12 protein-coding genes are annotated in these 18,377 nt (G+C 50.9%); 4 read left to right on the plus strand and 8 right to left on the minus strand.

Features of this window, described 5'->3' with window-relative positions:
* Window positions 1-385: 385 nt before the first annotated feature.
* The 5 genes from HY774_23110 to HY774_23130 all read right to left on the minus strand — a co-directional run bounded on the left by HY774_23110 (window position 386) and on the right by HY774_23130 (window position 7,165).
* A complete protein-coding gene (locus HY774_23110; GenBank protein MBI4751379.1) occupies window positions 386-2,353 on the minus strand; it encodes a protein kinase in 1,968 nt (655 codons plus the stop codon).
* Between the two features lie 85 nt (window positions 2,354-2,438).
* On the minus strand, window positions 2,439-3,416 hold the full coding sequence (locus tag HY774_23115; protein MBI4751380.1) for a hypothetical protein: 978 nt from the start codon (window positions 3,414-3,416) through the stop codon (window positions 2,439-2,441).
* Window positions 3,417-3,845: 429 nt separating this feature from the next.
* On the minus strand, window positions 3,846-4,601 hold the full coding sequence (locus HY774_23120) for a succinate dehydrogenase/fumarate reductase iron-sulfur subunit (protein ID MBI4751381.1): 756 nt from the start codon (window positions 4,599-4,601) through the stop codon (window positions 3,846-3,848).
* Between the two features lies 1 nt (window position 4,602).
* Window positions 4,603-6,516: a fumarate reductase/succinate dehydrogenase flavoprotein subunit gene (locus HY774_23125; protein MBI4751382.1), complete on the minus strand. Its 1,914-nt coding sequence runs from the start codon at window positions 6,514-6,516 to the stop codon at window positions 4,603-4,605.
* A complete protein-coding gene (locus HY774_23130) occupies window positions 6,479-7,165 on the minus strand; it encodes a succinate dehydrogenase cytochrome b subunit (protein ID MBI4751383.1) in 687 nt (228 codons plus the stop codon). Before HY774_23130 ends, HY774_23125 begins: the two co-directional genes overlap by 38 nt.
* 608 nt (window positions 7,166-7,773) lie before the next feature.
* Between HY774_23130 and HY774_23135 the strand changes: the two genes are divergently transcribed.
* Complete coding sequence (locus tag HY774_23135; GenBank protein ID MBI4751384.1) at window positions 7,774-9,126, plus strand: ammonium transporter; 1,353 nt, start codon at window positions 7,774-7,776, stop codon at window positions 9,124-9,126.
* A 191-nt stretch (window positions 9,127-9,317) separates the two neighbouring features.
* Here the strand turns inward: HY774_23135 and HY774_23140 are convergent, their stop codons facing one another.
* Window positions 9,318-9,929, minus strand: coding sequence for a hypothetical protein (locus HY774_23140; GenBank protein ID MBI4751385.1), 612 nt, complete (start codon window positions 9,927-9,929; stop codon window positions 9,318-9,320).
* 758 nt (window positions 9,930-10,687) lie between these two features.
* Here HY774_23140 and HY774_23145 point away from each other — a divergent pair.
* Window positions 10,688-13,384 (plus strand): PAS domain S-box protein, encoded by a 2,697-nt coding sequence (locus HY774_23145; protein MBI4751386.1) that lies wholly within the window; start codon window positions 10,688-10,690, stop codon window positions 13,382-13,384.
* Window positions 13,385-13,621: 237 nt separating this feature from the next.
* Here HY774_23145 and HY774_23150 read toward each other — a convergent pair whose 3' ends face one another.
* The gene (locus HY774_23150; GenBank protein MBI4751387.1) at window positions 13,622-14,182 is read right to left on the minus strand and encodes a hypothetical protein; all 561 of its coding nucleotides are present in this window, start codon (window positions 14,180-14,182) and stop codon (window positions 13,622-13,624) included.
* A gap of 224 nt (window positions 14,183-14,406) precedes the next feature.
* Here HY774_23150 and HY774_23155 point away from each other — a divergent pair, with 224 nt between their 5' ends.
* Window positions 14,407-14,733, plus strand: a complete 327-nt coding sequence (locus tag HY774_23155) for a hypothetical protein (GenBank protein MBI4751388.1) — start codon at window positions 14,407-14,409, stop codon at window positions 14,731-14,733.
* Window positions 14,734-14,876: 143 nt separating this feature from the next.
* Here HY774_23155 and lpdA read toward each other — a convergent pair whose 3' ends face one another.
* Window positions 14,877-16,280, minus strand: coding sequence for a dihydrolipoyl dehydrogenase (lpdA, locus tag HY774_23160; GenBank protein MBI4751389.1), 1,404 nt, complete (start codon window positions 16,278-16,280; stop codon window positions 14,877-14,879).
* A gap of 297 nt (window positions 16,281-16,577) precedes the next feature.
* Between lpdA and HY774_23165 the strand changes: the two genes are divergently transcribed.
* Window positions 16,578-18,344, plus strand: a complete 1,767-nt coding sequence (locus HY774_23165; protein MBI4751390.1) for a DUF4236 domain-containing protein — start codon at window positions 16,578-16,580, stop codon at window positions 18,342-18,344.
* The last annotated feature ends 33 nt before the right edge of the window (window positions 18,345-18,377 follow it).

Genomic DNA, 18,377 nt, shown 5'->3' on the forward strand with positions numbered 1-18,377 from the left:
TAGTGGTTAGTGGATAGTGATTAGTGATGCCAGTGAAGAGTTGAAGCCGTTTTGGTTCTCAGCCCACGAAGTGGGCGCCGGCTTGTAGCCCAGGGCGAGTCTTCGAGCCCTGGGAATTCGGGTCATTCCCCACTTTTGCCCCGCCCGGCCAGCCGCCGTAGGCGGCGGCTGGCCGGGCGGGAGTGTGGAGGCAACGTTTTCCCAGGGTTAAAACCCTGGGCTACGAGCCTTCCACCCGCTTCGCAGGTTCAAATCCGCTCGTTTTTTCAACTCTTAACTGGCATTAGTGATTAGTGGTTAGAAATCAATACCTTCCAAGAGCCCAGAGCCAATTACTAACCACTAACCACTAACCACTTTCTTCATTCTTCATTCTTCATTCAATTCAGTGGTGTTCCAGTTTGAGCAGATGGGCGGTGACATCGCCTTCACCCGTGACGATGGAAAGCCTGGTTTCATCATTTTTGGTAACTTCGGGTTTTTTGGCTGTGGTTTGGGTGAGGAATTCTTGAATGGCTTTGATGTGCGCTGTATCGGTAACCAGGCCCCGGTCAGTTGGGTTTACCTGTCCTTTGACTGCCTCCAAAGAGGAAATGGGGTTTTTTGCCCAGATAATCCACATTTTCTCGGTCCCTTCCTGCTGATCCATCTGCCAGGGTTTTTCGCCTGGAAGTTGGAGTTCCTGATTGGCTTTGACCAGGGCATTTCCGTCATTGAGGTTGGGTTTGGGAAAGAGCAGGACGTAATGTGGCAATCCCTGGATATTGGCCGGACCTTCATTCACGATATACAAATTGCCCTCATTCGGGCTCGAAAAGGTCATCCAGACCTCATCCCCAGCCGAAAAAATGATTTCGCCAGGCAGCCGGAATGGTTTGTCTTTGGGAAACAGTTCCGGGTTTTTACGCACGGTCAGCCAGTAATTGAAAGATCGTTTCACCACAGTCGGCGGCGGTTTTTCACCTGGTGGAGGCTGTGGGGCCGGAGATGGTGACAACATCGTCATTCCAATCGCTCCGGCAATAACCAGTACCACGGTCCCAATTCCAACTGGAACCAGTGGAAATTTTTTCACTGGCGGCGGCACCGTCGCAATTGAATCCGGGCGAGCTAGAGAGGACTCTTTTACTTCAACTGGTTTAGGGGCGGTATCACCTTGATGAGCCCCCATTGTGGCTCGTGCTTCGTGGAGTTTGGTGGCCAGATGGTCTAGGTGAACTGGTGGCTGGCTGTCGGGGGAAGTGGATTGATGGGTCTTCAGGAGGTATTCAGCCAGTTGATCACAAAATTCCCGCGCATGGGCCGGGCGATCCTGTGGGTTATAGCTGAGTGTTTTCAGCAGCAAGTCAGCCACTTCAACCGGCAAATCAGCGCGGCGTTCGAGTGGTTTGACATATTTTTGGGTATTGACCTGCATGCTGACCATTTGTTGCATCGCGGCAAACGGCAGATTTGAATCAGGCCGGAACGGACGGGCGCCGATGAGCATTTCATGGGCAATAATTCCCAGGGTGTAAATGTCACTGGCCGGTGAAGTTTCAGCCTTCTCGATTTGCTCCGGCGCCATGTAGACAATCGTGCCGACTGGAAAAGTGGCGGTTGAGAGATTTTCAGTCCCTGGTTTCTGAACCTTGGCAATTCCGAAATCAATCAACTTGATTTGCTCACCGCCACCGCTCAGTTTTTGGATCATGATGTTTTCGGGTTTGAGGTCCCGATGAACGACTCCTTCATCATGGGCGGCGTCCAGGGCCTGACCTAACTGGCGCAAATAGTCAGCCGCCGTTTTGAAATCCATGCCGCCAGATGGAATTCGCGCCCGCAGAATCTCGCCTTTGATAAATTCCATCACAAAAAATGGCTTTCCGTTCTCCAACACACCCCGGTCCAGGACTTTGACCACGCCTGGATGTTCAATGCGGGAGAGGGCCTCGCTTTCGTGGCGGAATTTCTTCACCAGCCAGTCAGTGTCATCCGAATCAGACAACAACACTTTGATCACCACCGGGCGGTCATGAACTTTCGTATCGAGGGCCCGATAGACGACCCCAATCCCACCACGTCCAAGCTCAGATTCAATCCGGTATTTTTCACCAACCAGCATTCCTGGCGCCACAAGTTGACTGGTTGGTATTCCACGTTTTGATGGGTCCGTGCTTCCCTGGCTGTGGTGGATCAAGGTGCCTTGTTCCGCTGCGGTTTTCCGACCAGCCGACGTGTCATAGGCCACAGTTTGATCACTGCCGCTGGAATCAACGATGGTTTCCTGATCATTCAATCTTTTGTTTTTTCCGGCAGTGCTATGACTGGCTGATTGCTGAACCAGTGTTTTGTCTTCGTTGTTGTTTGACATGGCATTTGTCCAGGGCTGAAAGCTCAAAGATGAAAGATGAAAAGGCGTTATCCGTTATCCGTCCTTCGTACCCCAAACCCTCAATTCACTTTTCAAGTTTGAGCATTACCGGCACCATCACGGTGGTGTTGGGTTGGCAGGTAACACTGTACAGTGTTTGTGGCGGCGGATCATCTCGGGTCAGGATGCGGCCACCTGTTCCGGCAATTTTTTCTTCTTTGGTAATCGGGTTTCCTGAGCCATCAACCAGTTCGAGCATTTCCACCTGGGTGCTCCACTGTTTTTCCCAGCTTGCAAACTGTTCTGCAGGGAGTTTCTGGATTTTGTTGCCGATTTTCAGTTCGGCCAGCGGTGTCGGAGCAATCAGCAGGGTAAGAACTTCCCCGACCTGGGTTGGACCACTGCGAGTGACTTTGAAATATGGATTGGGATCGTCATCGCCGGGAATATCAACCAGCACCCCTGCTTTGACCTGATTGTTTTCCAGTTTGCCGCCGCGCAGAACCGGAAAAATAAGGTAAGGTTCGCTCACCGTGCCGTCGGCATATTTTTCGCGATCAATGACATAGAGATAGCCCGAGCGTGGCACTTCGATGCTGAGTCGGATTTTTTGACCTTCCTCAAGCGGCGTATCCAGGTCAATGCGCTCGGGGGTCAATTCCCGCTGGCTGTCGGCATCATCCGTCCGTTCCAGGAGTCGAACCGCTTTGTCATCTGAAACCTTGGCTGGTCGAAGTCTCCAGGCGGTAACTCCAATCGTAAGCCTGGACGGACTGCTGCTGGCAACCTTGGTTGATTCAGGTTTGCTGGTTGCCGGAACAGCCGCCGCAATGGTTTCTTTGCGTTTATAGCGAATGGTGGTGAGTTTCGGTTTTGATTTCGTGGGCTGTGATTTCGTCGCTTTAGGCCGTTTTTGAAGGAACTCAGAATCCCAAAGCGAGCGGGTGGCTTCGGGTTCTTCCTGGGCGCTGGCACTGTGATAGGAACAGAGACAGATTGCCAGAATAACTAAAATCCCACGTAAGGTGCTCAAAATAAATCGGTTCAAATACAGATGCCTCATGTCGAATCCCTTTCCTTGTCCTGGGAGTATTTTGATTTCAGCTCCAGGGCGATGCTTCAGGTTTTTGATAGGTGATAAAGTGAGAAGGTGTAAATTGTTGAAAAAGCGAGTGAGTGGGATGTCCCTCAAACTTTCTAAGATGGATCAAAAAAAATCAAGGGTTTTCTCGGGTTGGGGCTGAAGACGTCGGGCTGAGAAAACCGGGGCTGAGGGCCTGGGGCTGAAGATTCGCAAGCTCAGGGCTGGTTTTCTCAGCCCAATGTCTTCCTGTTACCTGCTATCGCGGGGTTTTTCTGAAATTCAGCTCAATCGGAAAAACAAAAAGGACCTGTCATCACAGGTCCTTATGGTTTCTTTCTCACTGGCTGACTGTTCCTACCTTCTTCAGCCCGAGGATTTTTCAGCCCCAAGCCCTGAGCCCTGGTCTTTTCAGCTCCCGTTTTTGTCGGTCAGGCTGGCTTTGAGGTAATCCCGGTTCATGCGGGTGATAAATTCAAAGCTGATTTCTTTTGGACAGGCGGCTTCGCATTCACGATGACTGGTACAGTGGCCAAATCCTTCACTGTCCATCTGGTCAACCATGGCTAGAACCCGTTTGTATCGTTCGGGTTGGCCTTGTGGCAAGACACCCAGGTGACCAATTTTGGCCGAAGTAAACAGCGCGGCGGAGCCATTTGGACAGGCTGCCACACAGGCACCACATCCGATGCAGGCGGCGGCGTCCATGGCCCGGTCAGCATCGGGTTTCGGGACCAGAATCGCGTTGGCGTCCGGAACAGCACCGGTTGGGACGGAAACATAGCCCCCGGCGCCGATAATCCGATCAAAAGCGCCCCGATCAACCACCAGATCCCGGAGGACGGGAAAGCCCTTTGACCGCCAGGGTTCAATATAGACCGAATCACCATCGCGGAAGTGTCGCATATGAAGCTGGCAGGTGGTTGTTCCACGATGTCCACCGTGGGGCATTCCATTGATGACCACTCCGCACATTCCACAAATCCCCTCGCGGCAGTCGTGGTCAAATGCGATGGGTTCTTCCCCTTTCGCGGTCAGTTCTTCGTTGACAACGTCAAGCATTTCCAGAAAGGACATATCCGGATTGACGTCGGGTGCATCGTATTTCGCCATCTGGCCCTTTTCGTTCGGGCCTTTTTGTCGCCAAACGTAAAGCGTCAGTTTCATGTTATTTATAACTCCGTTGGCTAGGTTTCACATATTCAAAGACGAGGGGTTCTTTGTGCAGAATTGGGGCCTTATTTTCGCCGGCATATTCCCAGGCTGCGGCGTAGGAATATTCTTCATCATTGCGCATGGCTTCCCCTTCCTCGGTCTGGTATTCAACCCGGAAATGACCGCCACACGATTCATTGCGGTTGAGGGCATCACGGCACAACAATTCGCCAAGCTCAATAAAGTCAGCCACGCGGCCTGCTTTTTCAAGCGACTGGTTGAGTTCTTCCCCGCTGCCGAGCACACTGACGTTTTTCCAGAATTCCTCTTTGATCTCAGGAATTTTGGCCAGCGCCTGAGTTAAACCTTTTTCGGTGCGAGCCATACCGCAATAATCCCACATGGTTTTGCCGAGTTCGCGATGGAAGGAATCAACCGTGCGTTTTCCTTTCAGATTGAGCAGCTTATTGATTTGGCCTTTGACATCGGCTTCGGTTTTTTGGAAATCGGTGTGGGATTGATCCAGTTTATCGAGTTTGGCCTGGGCCAGGTAATTTCCAATCGTGTACGGAATAACAAAATAGCCGTCAGCCAGTCCCTGCATCAAGGCGCTGGCACCCAGCCGGTTGGCGCCGTGGTCCGAGAAGTTGGCTTCACCCAGGACAAAGAGACCTGGAATCGTGCTCATCAGGTTATAGTCAACCCACAGACCGCCCATGGCGTAATGCACCGCCGGGAAAATTCGCATCGGGACTTTGTATGGGTTTTCGCCGGTAATCCGCTCATACATATCAAACAGGTTGCCGTATTTTTCGCTGATGACCTTTTCGCCAACCCGTTTAATCGCGTCTCCAAAATCGAGATAGACGCCGAGGCCCGTTTCACCGACACCCCGTCCCTGGTCGCACACATCTTTGGCGGCGCGTGAGGCGATATCGCGCGGCACCAGGTTTCCAAAACTTGGGTATTTGCGCTCAAGGTAGTAATCGCGTTCATTTTCCGGGATTTGATCAGGCGAGCGTTTGTCGCCTTTCTTCAGCGGCACCCAGATGCGACCATCGTTACGCAGCGACTCGCTCATCAGGGTGAGCTTTGACTGATAGTCGCCACTGACTGGAATGCAGGTCGGGTGAATCTGGGTAAAGCAGGGATTGGCAAACGCGGCGCCTTTCTTGTGGGCGCGCCAACTCGCCGTCACGTTTGAGCCTTTGGCGTTGGTTGACAGGAAAAATACGTTCCCATATCCACCAGTGCCCAAAATGACTGCATCTCCGACGTGGGAGTCAATCTTTCCGGTGACCAGGTCGCGGGTCACAATTCCCCGCGCCACGCCGTTGACCGTTACCAGATCCAGCATTTCAGTTCGGGGAAACATTTTGACGTTTCCCAGATGAATCTGGCGCTCCAGGGCCTGATAGGCCCCAATCAGCAATTGCTGACCGGTCTGGCCACGGGCATAGAAGGTTCGCGAAACCTGGGCACCGCCAAATGACCGGTTGTCGAGCAGTCCGCCGTATTCACGGGCAAACGGGACACCCTGGGCCACACACTGGTCAATGATATTGACGCTCACCTGGGCCAGCCGATAGACGTTGGCTTCACGGGCGCGAAAGTCTCCGCCCTTCACCGTGTCGTAAAAGAGCCGATAAATGCTGTCGCCATCGTTGCGGTAGTTTTTCGCGGCATTGATACCGCCTTGGGCCGCAATGCTATGCGCCCGGCGTGGGCTGTCCTGAAAGCAGAAGCACAAGACCTTGTAGCCCAGTTCAGCTAACGATGCCGCCGCCGCCGCACCAGCCAGGCCGGTGCCGACCACAATCAGCGTGAATTTTCGCTTATTGGCGGGATTGACCAGCTTCATGTCAAAGCGGTGCTTATCCCACTTCTGTTCAATTGGTCCGGATGGAATCTTGGAATCTAGTTTCATGGACTTTTTGCTGGACGATTGGTTTTTGGAGCTTGCGTTCAAAGTACTCCCGGTTCAACAGGATTGCCGTCGGGATCGAGATGTTTCCGACAATGACAACCACCGTACCGAGGGTGGCGACTGAGCGAATCAATGGGTTGTATTTCGGGTGATTCAACCCCAGTGATTGAAAAAGACTCCACGCTCCGTGGTAGAGGTGGAAGCTCAGCAGCAGCATGGCGATGATATAGGTGGCGGAAATCAACGGATTGCTAAAGCTTTCAACCACAGTGCGATAGACCTGATGATCGTGAAACGCCTCGCTATGAACCATGCCATTGGTCAGGTGCAGCAGGTGATACACGATGAAAAAGAACAGCATCGGGCCGGTCCACTTCATGGTACGCGAGGCAAAGCTGGATCGCTGTGGTTTCCACTGCTGATAGCTCACTGGACGCGCACTGGTGCTCTGGTGGGTGAGTTGCAACGCCGCCACAATATGCACCACCACCGCACCGAGCAAGGTGGCGCGAGCGCCCCACAGCACCAGTGGATTGGATTTAAGGAGTTTGGCGTACGTGTCGAGTTGTTCGGGGCCAAGGAAAACCTGAAGGTTTCCAAGCATGTGGACAATCACAAACCCGAACCCGATCAGGCCGGTGATTGCCATCACCGCCTTCTTTCCAGTTGTCGTTCGATAAAACGCGAATAGCCGATTCACGTGGGTTTTCTCCAGAAAATAAAACTTGCAGGGATGAATTCAATCGGTTTGGGTTGCAGAAAAAAGCGTGTGTTTGAGAGGGCCACCCATTGTTTATCAGATTTAAGGGGAGAATTCCACAACTAATTGATTCAGGTATCTGAGGCAGGCCAACGAGGAGGGCAACGGGAGTATGGATCCGAGGCTGACCGGGTTCAAGCTATTTTTGTGGTTTTTTGCCGGAAATTTTGATGTGAAATGACACTTTGCGTCAAAGAATGAAAAAAGGTAAGTGGCTGATTTGATTGATAGTTTATCTGTCATTGATGCAAGGCCGGTGTGAATTCAAGTGATTTCTGGTTTGTCACCGCCTGGACCTTGAGAGTACAATCCGCTCTCTTTTCCCCCTGGCCCTCTCTTCAGATTCCAACTGCTTTTAGGTGTTTAGATCGCCGGACCTGGCCGGAGACAACCACTCATTGAGGGGTGATACACCTTCAAGTTTGGTACCCCCGGCATTTTCCGCTGAAGAGAGTTCATTTGCCTGCATTCAAGATTTGAGGAGTGAAAGACAGCTCATGGAATTTAAACGTGTGCTTCCATTTGGGTTATTGATGGTTATCAGTTGTGCGGCAGCCTTTGTTCCAGCCTCCACAGCCGCAGTCAAAGGTGGGCCCATTAACACTGGTGATGTTGCCTGGATGTTGACCGCCACCGCGTTGGTGTTATTGATGACACCAGGGCTTTCTTTTTTCTATGGAGGCATGGTTCAACGCAAGAATGTGATTTCCACCATGTTGCAAAGTTTTATTGCCATGGGATTGATCAGTATTTTGTGGGTTGTGGTGGGGTTTAGTCTGGCCTTTGGCGATAGTATCAAAGGAGTAATCGGCAATCCGTTGACCTACTTTATGTTTCGCGGAGTCACTGGGGCAACTCACCCGGATCTTTCTCCGACGATTCCTCTGATTTTATTTGCCCTCTTCCAACTCAAGTTTGCGATTATCACGCCAGCATTGATCACTGGTTCTTTTGCTGAACGGGTCAAGTTCACCAGTTATATGCTGTTTATCTGCCTGTTCACGCTCTTTATCTATACCCCGCTGGCTCACTGGACCTGGCATCCGCAAGGGTTTTTGCGACAAATGGGAGTGCTCGACTTTGCCGGAGGCTCCGTGGTCCATATGTCGGCTGGGTTTGCAGCGTTGGCTGGGGCGATGGTGCTGGGACGGCGTCAGGTTCATAAAGGCGGCGACCATGGCATGCCGGCCCATATTCCCTATGTGTTGCTCGGCACGGGAATGCTCTGGTTTGGCTGGTTTGGGTTTAATGCCGGATCGGCCCTGGCGGCTTCGGAACTGGCGGCCCAGGCATTTTTGACCACGAACACGGCTTCGGCGGCGGCCATGCTGGCCTGGATTTTCTTTGACATGCTCAAAGGGCGTGCTCCATCAGCCCTTGGCGCCTGTATCGGTGCCGTGGTTGGGCTGGTTGCCATTACCCCCGCCGCCGGTTTTGTGACGGTTGGGGCCAGTATTTTTATCGGCTCAATTTCAAGTGTAATCAGTAATGCCGCCGTTCACTGGAAGTCGAAATCAACCCTTGACGATACGCTCGATGTGTTTCCCTGCCACGGGGTCGGAGGGATTGTCGGAATGATCCTGACGGCGGTGTTTGCGGATAAAGTTGGCCTGATGTCAGGTCAGTTCACAACATTTCTGCATCATTTGTATGCGTTGGTGATTGTGGGTGTGTATACCTTTGGAGGGTCGTATCTGCTCTTCAAACTGACCAACGCCATTATGCCGCTTCGGGTCAGAGTTGATCAGGAAGTGATTGGCCTTGATTTGAGCCAGCATCACGAAAGTCTGGATGAAGAACAACAGCGCACCTATCAACCCACCGGGCGCGTTCTGCTGGCTGATCTGTAAGGAATGAAGAATTGAGAATGAAGAATAGACATTATTGGAGGATAACTCACCAGGAACGAACAAGAGATGGAGTCAAATCAGTACCATCTGTGTGAGCAAGTGGTTTGCCACGTGGAATTCATTCAATTTCTGGTCACTTTTTAACCCTGATAAGAGTGCTTCTCAATTCTTCATTCTTCATTCTGCCTTTTTCAGGAAATCCAGACTGTGATTTCTTCGGTCGGTGTCCAGACGCCATTTTCTTTTTGGAGTAGGACAAAGACGCCTTCACCTCCGAGTGGGCCGGCTACTTGTGACAGGTAGACCACGGCCTGGGTGAGATCACGGTTAAAGCCTACGCGGGAAAAGGTTAGCAATCCCGGTGAACCTGGATAGGCTTTGTAAAAACCACTCCAATCAGCCGCGCTGGGCACCAGTTGCCGAAATTCTTCGTCACTAATGAGGTGCACTGGAACCGAGAGTGTAAATCGTTCCTGAAGCGGGAACGGCTTTCGGTTCTGTTTCTTGAAGTTGGAAGCGGTTTTTTTCTCAAGCGCCGGCAGGTTTTGGCTGACAAATTTGACCCGGTCGTGGAGTTGCTTTTTGGATTCGGTTTCGGTTTGGGCAAAGTCTCGAAGGACCAGAACCTGGACGTTTGACGTCGGGCTCAGGTAGCGGTTTAAAATCGCGGTATAGACGCTGTATTCTTCTTCGAGTGATTCAACTGAAAAGGGTTCAATCACTTGCTGCTGGTTTTGCGGTGAGGCTGCAACTGGCACATTTGCCAGCAAGGCGAATAAAACAAAAAACACAAAAACTTTCATTGGACTTCCTCAAAATTGGTTTCAAAAAATAGGCTGTGGGCTGAGTTGCCAAATTGATTTCCTGGATGAGTTCTCTGGGATACGTGAAATTCTGGATTTGAGTTTGCCTGCACCGCTTTTCGTTTTTGGTAACGGAAAAGTACAGAGGAACAGAAGGCGACCTTAGTTTAATGTCTGGGTGTCAATTTTCTGACACAGGGACAGAAATCGGTGAGTCAATCTGGTATTGAGTGGATTACAAAGTTAGAGTACTCTTGCTTTTCTGTTTGGCGGAAAATAATGTAAATTCTTTTTAAGTAAGTAGTTGATGGAACTATTACTATATTCTTTTATTAGATGAATACTGTGGTTTTGCAATTGCATGCTCAAAATGAAAGTATCCAAAAACCTACCTGATACCATTTTGAAATGATGCCATCACATGAGCAAAAGGCTAAGTTGTTGATAAACTTGTATTCCCCTCAGCCCTTAGCCCGATACCCCATAAGCGCCAGGATAAGGGAACAACGTCTGATCTGGACAAGGAGACACGAAGACAAGGAGACAAGGAGACACCTTCAATAGTCTCATTCCTCCGCTCCCAACCGGAGTCCGTTCAAGCTGACACACTCTGTGAAATTGTCTCCCTGTCTCCGTGCCTCTTCTTCTCCGTGTCTCAACCAGGCTCTCATTTCCTTGTCCTGGCGCTTATGGTTCTTAGCCCGATACCCCATAAGCCCAAAATGGTATGACCCTATTATCATTGAACCAGGTGTTTCATGTCAGATCTCATCTCGCACTCTCTCAAAGGCCAATCTCAACATTTGCATCCAGGCAAGGTGGATGGTGATCTCTTTGGTCTCTTGTTTGAAAAAAACCCGGATGGCATGCTGGTTCTTGATCAGGCAGGCCGAGTCAGTTTGATGAACCCGGCGGCTGAGCAACTTCTTGGCAAGACCGCGAGTGAACTGGTGGGACTTCCGTTGGGGATTCCGATTGTCAGCGATGAACGAATCGAAACTGAGGTGATTCGTCCTGATTCAAGCCCCGTAATAGTCGAAATCCAGACGGTTGAGATTCAATGGGATGAATCACCCGCGCTGCTCGCAACCTTACGTGACATTACAAAACACAAACAGGTTGAGCGGACCCTCCGTGCGACAATCCACCAGCAGCAATCCCTGGCCCATCTTACTACCTCTATTCTGGATGCGTTGCCTGTCCATCTTGCGATTTTGGATGAACAAGGTGTCATTCAAACCGTGAATGAATCCTGGCAGGCTTTTGGGAGAATGAACGGGCTCCATGAGCCATTTGGGATTGGCGAAAGCTACCTTGAGCGCTGTGATTGTGTCACGGATGAGGATCGAGATTCCGCGCTGGCGGTTCAATCGGCAATTGAGATGGCATTGGCTGGCCAGCAGGTTCATGACCCAATTGAATATCCCTGCCATTCCCCTACCGAACAACGCTGGTTTCAGGCACTGGTGGCGCCGTTGCCGGCAACGCCGTTCGCTGGCGTCGTTGTGATGCATATCAATATTACAGAGCGCAAACTGGCTGAACTCTCGCTCAAAGAAAGCGAACGCCGGTTCCAGGAGTTTATGGATTACAACCCGGCGGCAACCTGGATCACAGACCAGGCCGGGGCAATCCAGTATGCCAACCAGCGGTTTACCCAGATGTTTCAACTTCGAAACGGCAATCCAGTTGGGCAATTGATTCAGGACTTGTTTCCTCCCGTTCAGGCTGAACATCACCTGGCTATAATGAAGCAAGTGTGCGCCACGGAACGTGCGATTGAAGTTACCGAATCCCTGACCTGTCCAGATGGTGCCACTGGATTTTTCCTGATCTATCGGTTTCCGATCCGCTCTGAGTTTCAGTTGCTGGTGGGCGGCGTTGCCATTGATATTACAACCTTGAAAAAGGCCGAAGTGGCCCTCAAGGAAAGTGAAACCCGCTATCGAACCCTGGTGGATGCTTCAGCTCAGGTTGTGGTGTCAATCAATATCAAGGGTCATCTGGTGGGGAATCAATCGGCCTGGGCCGCCCTGACTGGTCAACCCATCGCAGATCTGGCTGACAAGGGGTGGATCTATGGGTTTCATCCTGACCACCGACCCATCATTTCGCAACTACTGGAGACCACCATTCAAACCCGTACCTCTGCCCAGGGAGAATTTTTGATTCAAACTGGTGGCAACGGGTATCGCCTGTTTTCACTGCGGAGTGTCCCAAACGTGGATGATGATGGCTCGATTACTGAACTCGTCACCGCCTTTACGGATATCACTGAACTCAAAGAAGCGGAGGAGAAGTTCCGCCAGAAAGAATTGCAATTCTTGCAGGCCCAAAAAATGGAGGCGATTGGCCGGTTAGCCAGTGGTGTTGCCCACGACTTTAATAACCTTCTGACGGTTATTGGTGGGTACACCGAACTTGCCCTGCGGCGAACCCATCCACAAGATCCGATCTACCGATTTTTTGTTGAAGTCCAAAAAGCCAGTGAAAGTGCTGGTTCCCTCACTCGTCAGTTGCTGGCATTTAGCCGCAAACAGGTGCTTCAGTCAAAAATTCTGGATTTAAACAAAGTCATTGCCAATCTGGAAAAAATGCTGCGGCGGTTGATTGGTGAGGATATCTTCCTGGAAGTCACCCTTTCCACCGATCTGCGGCCAGTGCAGGCCGACCCTGGCCAACTCGAACAGGTTCTGCTCAATCTGGCCGTCAATGCCCGTGACGCCATGCCGAAGGGCGGAAAACTGGAACTCAAAACCCAGAATGCCACCGCTGAAAAAGAGGGCGTGTTTGAATTTTCCGTGCCACCAGGTGAGTTTGTCAGCATCACGATGACTGACACCGGCACCGGAATTGCCCCTGATGTGTTGAGTCAGATTTTTGAACCCTTTTATACCACCAAAGAAGATGGAAAGGGCACCGGGCTTGGACTTTCCACGGTCTATGGCATTGTTCGTCAATCAGACGGCCATATTTTTGTCACCAGTGAGGTTGGAAAAGGCAGTCGCTTTTGGATTTTCCTTCCGGCTGCGGCGTTTGATATTGCTTCAACCCGTGCCACCACAATTTCCGCAGGTCAATCCAGTCGTTCCGAAACGGTGCTGGTGGTTGAAGACGCCGACAATATTCGCCGCCTGACCGTCGAAATCCTGCAACTCTCAGGATTTACTGTCCTTGAAGCGGAAAATGGCCCCAGAGCACTTGAAATCATCAAGCGTTCCAAACAGCCAATCAATTTGTTGTTAACCGATGTGGTTTTGCCGACGATGAGTGGCACCGATCTGGCCCAGTTGTTACGGCGTGAATACCCGGAAATGAAAATATTGTTTATGTCCGGCTATCTCGACGTCACTCAGTATGTAGACGCCCAACGTGAGTTAAAAAGTGGTTTTATCCAAAAACCCTTTACCCCGGAAGGCTTGCTCAAAGCGATTGAAAAAGTTATGGGTGAGTAGGAGTGAGAGCGAAGTAGCGAACCAATAGCGAATAGCGAGTAGCGAGTAGCGAGTAGTCAGAAAAAGTAAGTAGCGAGTAGCGGGTAGTAAAACAAAACTCCCTGGTTGCAACACCAGGTTTGGTAAATTGAGCCTGGAGTTTCGGTGTTAGTCAAAAAGAACCCTGGATTGACTACTCACTACTCGCTACTCGCTACTCGCTATTGGTTCGCTATTCACTATCTCGCTCTTTCCCGGCTATTTCTTCTCTAAATTCATTTCAAAGAACTTGCGCCACTGTTTGCCATCCATTGAAAACTCGCCGACTTCCTGCCACTTATTCTCTTTAAAAGTAATGGTATAGCGGATGCTTCCGCCGTTGGGGCTTGGAATTCCCCATTGCCAGCTTCCATTTTCGGTTGGAACTAAAACCGTGTCTAGGGAAGCCCCATCCGCTTTATGCGGGCGGATGCGATACTGATTGGTCTGGTCATCGAATGAAAGCCAGGCCAGAGCGTGATGGATGATTTTTTCAGGACTGTTCGTCTCAGCTTTGGCTTTATGCAGTCCTTCGATAATCAAAATCATGCCATTCAGCCGGGATTGAATCGTTTCGACACTGGTAAAGGTTTGGCGTTGTGGTCCAAATTCGATCCATCCGCTTCCCGTCCAGTCTCCGACCATGCCCTCCAGCTTTTTCATGGCTGCCAGTTGGGCCGCTTGTTTATTGGCGGGTGCTTGTCCCAGAATTGAGAAATCAGTTCCGCTTATCAGCATGAACCCAATACATCCGAACAAAAGAAAAAATCGTCTGGCCATCGTGAATCTCCTTGGTAACGTGAATGTGTCAATTTCAGTCACGCTAAAAGGATTTGCTCGCGAGGCCAAACGATGATTTCTGAATGGTTGATTTTGCTGACTGAACGGGAAAAAGAGCAGCATGAAGAATGAAGAATGAAGAATGAAGAAACTGATTGGTTCTTTGTTTTTGGATGCTATTGATTTCTAAGTACAAGTCCCCATAAAAGGGGGATGGAATTTCGGTGATTCCGAATTGGCTTTCGCCCGGATGGGCGCTGGAAGCTGGTTTGATCCCGGTTTTTATGGAATTTTCAGCTTCTCTCTCACCGTTGTTCCAGCGCCCATCCGGGCGCGAACCCGTGATGGCGACTCTGTCCGGTGGCCGCGTGTCCAAAGCGACACTTGCCACCGGCTATTTTCCACCGCCCATCCGGGCGAAAACCAATGGTTCTGCCAACGAATGGTCGAATTTCATCCCCCTTTTATGGGGACTTGTACTAAGTGCTAAACACCAAATACCAATCACTATTTGGGTCTTATACCATTTTGGAATGAAGTTATCGTATTAGGGAACAGTCAAGTAATTCAATCAATTGAATTTAGTGAACTACTGACTACGATCTACTGACTACAAACTGGTATTAGAAGATATTGACCCCAAGCATCAGTCACCAGGCGTCCAGCACTAAAAAGATTTTTCATTCTCAATTCTTCACATATTGATCATGTGGCCAGCCAGACCATGGATGGCTTCTTTGACTGCTTCGCACAGGGTTGGGTGAGCGTGAACGTTGCGCGACATTTCCTCAACCGTCAGTTCCCACTGCTGTGCCAGGGTGAGTTCGGGGAGCAATTCGGTGACTTCCGGGCCGATTAAGTGACCACCCAGCAATTCACCGTGGGCTTTGTCGCTGATGAGTTTCACAAAGCCGATGGCGTCGTTTAAGCCGTGGGCTTTGGCATTGGCGGTGAATGGGAATTTGGCGACTTTGACGTCATACCCCTGTTCAATCGCCTGTTTTTCCGTGTAGCCAAAGCTGGCAACTTGCGGCTGGCAGTAAGTTGCGCGAGGCATCATCACAAAATTGAGGCCCATGGTTTCCGTTCCGGTCATGTGTTCGGCGGCAATGACCCCCATCGCTTCGGCCACGTGGGCAAGCATCAATTTGGCCGTTACATCACCAATGGCATAAATGTGCGGCACATTGGTTTGCATATAGTCACTGATTTCAATGGCCCCACGGTCGGTCAGCTTCACACCGGTTTTTTCCAGGCCATAGCCTTCAACGCGTGGTTTGAATCCAATCGCCTGCATCACTTTGTCGGCTTCGAGTACTTTCTGCTGACCTGTGCCATCGGCCACGGTGACCCGGACGTTTGAGCCAGTATCTTCAATCAGATCAACGCGAGTGCTGGTCATGATTTTGATGCCGGCGCGTTCATAATGCTTTTTGAGTTCAGCCGAAATTTCTTCATCTTCAAGCGGCACAATCCGATCCAGGAATTCGACAATCGTTACCTGGCAGCCGTAGTTGCTCAAAACGTAGGCAAATTCGACCCCAATCGCGCCCGCCCCGGCAATAATGATGCTGCCCGGAACTTTGTCTTCAAGGATTTGCTCTTCGTAGGTCACCACGCGTTCGCTCAATTTCGAACCTGGAATCAAACGGGTCGTCGCCCCAGTGGCAATAATGCAGTTCTTGAACTTGATGGTTTCGCTTTCGCCTTTGTTGAGAGCAACTTCCAGCGTGTTGGCATCCTGAAAACTTGCCCACCCGTCGTATTCGTCAATTTTGTTCTTGCGCATCAGAAAATGGACGCCTTTCACGCGTCCATCGGCGACTTTGCGACTGCGGCGAAAGGCTTCACCATAGTCAAAACTGAGCGTCCCATCCACTTTGATTCCAAACTGGTTGGCTTTGTGCTTGAGGATATGCACCAATTCAGCATTTCTGAGCAATGCCTTTGACGGAATGCAGCCGACGTTCAAACAGACTCCGCCCCAGTATTTCTTTTCGACGATGGCTGTTTTGAGGCCGAGTTGACTGGCGCGAATGGCTGCCACGTATCCGCCTGGACCCGCACCCAGCACGACCAGATCATATTCTTTGACCATTGAAAGTTCTCCTTGTGTTTGAAAGCAGATTTGTTTTCACGACTTGAAACGGGCAGAACACAATTGGAAAGTCTGCCTGGAAGGTACAAAAGCGGCGCGATTATAGCCAAGCTTGAGGCAGAATCAACACGGCTCCCAGTATCGAGCAGGTGGAATCAGTGTATGGAATTAGGCTATGCTGCGAATTGGAGCTGAAGACTTCGGGCTTGGGGCTGAAGACTTCGGGCTTTGGGTTGAAGTTTCTCTTTCTTTCCAAGCACCAAGCACCAAAAAACCACTTCGTCATTTGGAAATGCCATGGGCTTTCGGTTTCGCAAATCCATCAAAATTGCACCAGGTCTCAAGGTCAATCTCAGCACCAAAGGCATGAGTTTGACTGTTGGTGGACAGGGGGCTTCAGTCAATGTTGGCTCTGCCGGCACATTTTTGAATCTCGGTTTACCTGGCACCGGGCTGTCGTATCGGACAAAAGTATCCAGCAATCGCCGCAAGAACCCGGCGACGCCGCCACCGCCCACGCCCCTGCCACCACTACCTGGCACCCAACCTGGGTGGAGCCAGCAACCTTCACCTCCGGGCACCCAGCCGACGGTGGTTCCGGCCTCGATTGGGCTCAATACTGACTCACGAATTTGTTTTTATAATCAATATGGGCAGGTGATTCCTGATACCTGGCTTGAGCAACTGGTTTCACAGAACTGGAAGGCCGTGACTGAAATTCTGGAACGCGAAGCGGCGGCCTATAACCAGGATTCCGGATTAGACCTGCATCTGGAAACGCCTTCACCGCGCAAATCCTTTGATTTACCGGAGCTGATCCTGGCCGGCAGTGTGCCGGCGCCACCTGAGATTTTCGATTTTTCAGAACCGATTCCACTTCCGCCGGAATTAAAGACTCCGGGGTTCCTCGGCGGATTGTTGAAATCCAAACGCGACCAGATTGAAGCTGAGAATAACCGGTTGCGTGAAGCCTACGTCCAGGCCCAGCGCGAATGGGAACGCCGCCGCAATGCCCACACGACCTATAAAACCGAAGCGATGGCCGATTACCAGGACCAACTGGCCAATTACAAACGGCTCAAGGCTGATATCACCGAGCGCAATCGGGTGCGTCAGTCGGCCTTGACCAATGGCCGCGAAGGCAACCCCGAAGCAATGGAAGATTTGCTCGGAGAAGTGTTTAAGGAAATTGACTGGTTTCGGGAAACGACCGCCAGTTTTGAAGTGACACCTGATGCCCAAACCGTGTGGGTGGATGTGGATTTCCCGGAAATTGAAGACATGCCGGCCTACACCGCGACGATTGATTTCCCTGGATTTCGCCTCAACGTGCACCCACGGTCAACCTATCGCCGCCAAAAAGAATACATCCATCATATTCATTCGGTTGCCTTTCGCGTGGTTGGTGAAATTTTTTGGGCGCTTCCGAAGGTGACATCAGTCATTTTGTCGGGATATTCGCAACGCCCCAATGCCCAAACCGGAGTCATGGAAGATCAGTACCTGCTCAGCGTCCAGGTTCCACGGGTAGAGTGGATCAAGGTTGATTTTTTAAACTTGAAAAATGTGGATGTCTTCGGCTTTTTTGAACAGTTCAAATTGCGGCGCAAGTGTTCGCGGACGGCGATTGCGGCACCGATCACACCGTTTCGAACTGCCGCTGAATTGAATGACTGGATGCCAACCGATTGTATGCTGTCGCGCAAGCTTGAACTGGCCGCGTTGACCCGTGAGGAAAAAGAATCCATGGGCTGGCTTGATCGGCGTCAACTTTCAAGCCTGACGGCTGAAGAACTTGAAATCCGCCAGGTAACGGCTGAAAAGCTGTTTGGCCGCTTTGTCGCCGAACGCATCAACATCAGCCGGATTGAAAAAGGCGATAGCGAGGAAATTGTCAAAGCCATCATCGGTTCGCCGACCACAACCGAAGCTAAACTCCTGCAAGGCAAAAACCATGTGACCTGGAAATATGCCGGAAGCAAACCCAATCAGATTAAATTCACGGTGAATTTTGAAAATGGCGTGGTGGTCAGTTGGGAAGGGAAACTGCCGTTGGGTGGCTGAATCGGGGTTCGGGATTCTCTTTCAAGGGATGAG

The organism is Acidobacteriota bacterium, from assembly GCA_016208495.1.
In the GTDB taxonomy this organism is placed as follows: Bacteria; Acidobacteriota; Blastocatellia; order Chloracidobacteriales; family Chloracidobacteriaceae; genus JACQXX01.